The organism is Streptomyces sp. WAC 04229, assembly GCF_003947455.1.
Lineage (GTDB): Bacteria > Actinomycetota > Actinomycetes > Streptomycetales > Streptomycetaceae > Streptomyces.
The window spans coordinates 1-875 of sequence record NZ_QHJH01000417.1; the positions used below are offsets into that span (position 1 = coordinate 1).

General features: G+C 73.4%; 1 protein-coding gene and 1 pseudogene. Both read left to right on the plus strand.

Features of this window, described 5'->3' with window-relative positions:
- The first annotated feature begins 152 nt into the window (after window positions 1–152).
- The gene (locus DMH12_RS38620; RefSeq protein WP_064728673.1) at window positions 153–503 is read left to right on the plus strand and encodes a metallopeptidase family protein; all 351 of its coding nucleotides are present in this window, start codon (window positions 153–155) and stop codon (window positions 501–503) included.
- Window positions 504–639: 136 nt separating this feature from the next.
- Window positions 640–875, plus strand: a pseudogene (locus DMH12_RS38625) (hypothetical protein); the annotation flags it as partial.

The following is an 875-nucleotide window of genomic DNA, read 5'->3' on the forward strand; positions in this document are numbered from 1 at the left end:
GGTGAGGGCGCGCGGGGCGTTGCGGATGGAGTTCATCACCTGGGCCAGGGCGTGCGGGGCTGCGGCTGGGACGCGGGCCATTGGTCCCGTATGCCCATGGCCCCGGGCGGATATGCGGGTCGTACCGCAAGGTCGTACCCGACAATGGGTCCGTGCTGGAGATGACGCGCGAGGAGTTCGAGGAACTGGTCGCCGAGGCGCTGGACCGGATTCCGCCGGAGTTGACGCGGCTGATGGACAACGTCGCGGTGTTCGTCGAGGACGAGCCGCCGGCGGAGGATCCCGAGCTGCTCGGGCTCTACGAGGGGACGCCGCTGACGGAGCGCGGGGAGTGGTACGCGGGGGTGCTGCCGGACCGGATCACGATCTACCGGGGGCCGACGCTGCGGTTCTGCGAGACGCGCGAGGACGTGGTGGCCGAGACCGAGGTGACGGTGGTCCACGAGATCGCGCACCACTTCGGGATCGACGACGAGCGGTTGCACGCGCTCGGGTACGGGTGAGGGCCCACGGGCGCGGGTGACCGTCCGCGGGTACGGGTGACGCGCTCGGGTCAAGTCCGCCTCGCCGGGCGCGTGTCCTCTTGTGGGTGAAGGGAGTTGGGCACGGCGACTCCTTGAACCCCGGAGGTGGCCGCCCGTGCGCCCCTTGTACGTACCCGTCCGTCTGGCCGCCACGGCCATGGCCGTCGTCGCCGCGACCGGCTGCATGAGCGTCGGCGACGACGAGTCCGGAGGGGGCGTCAGGCCGTCGCACTCCGCCGGGGAACGGGGCGGCGAGGCGCCCGGGGGCGGCCCCGCGGGCCCGGGTGGGAGCGCCGGACACGAGGCGGCGGCCGGCGGCAAGGGGAACGGCAAGGGCAAGCGGGCCGAGGG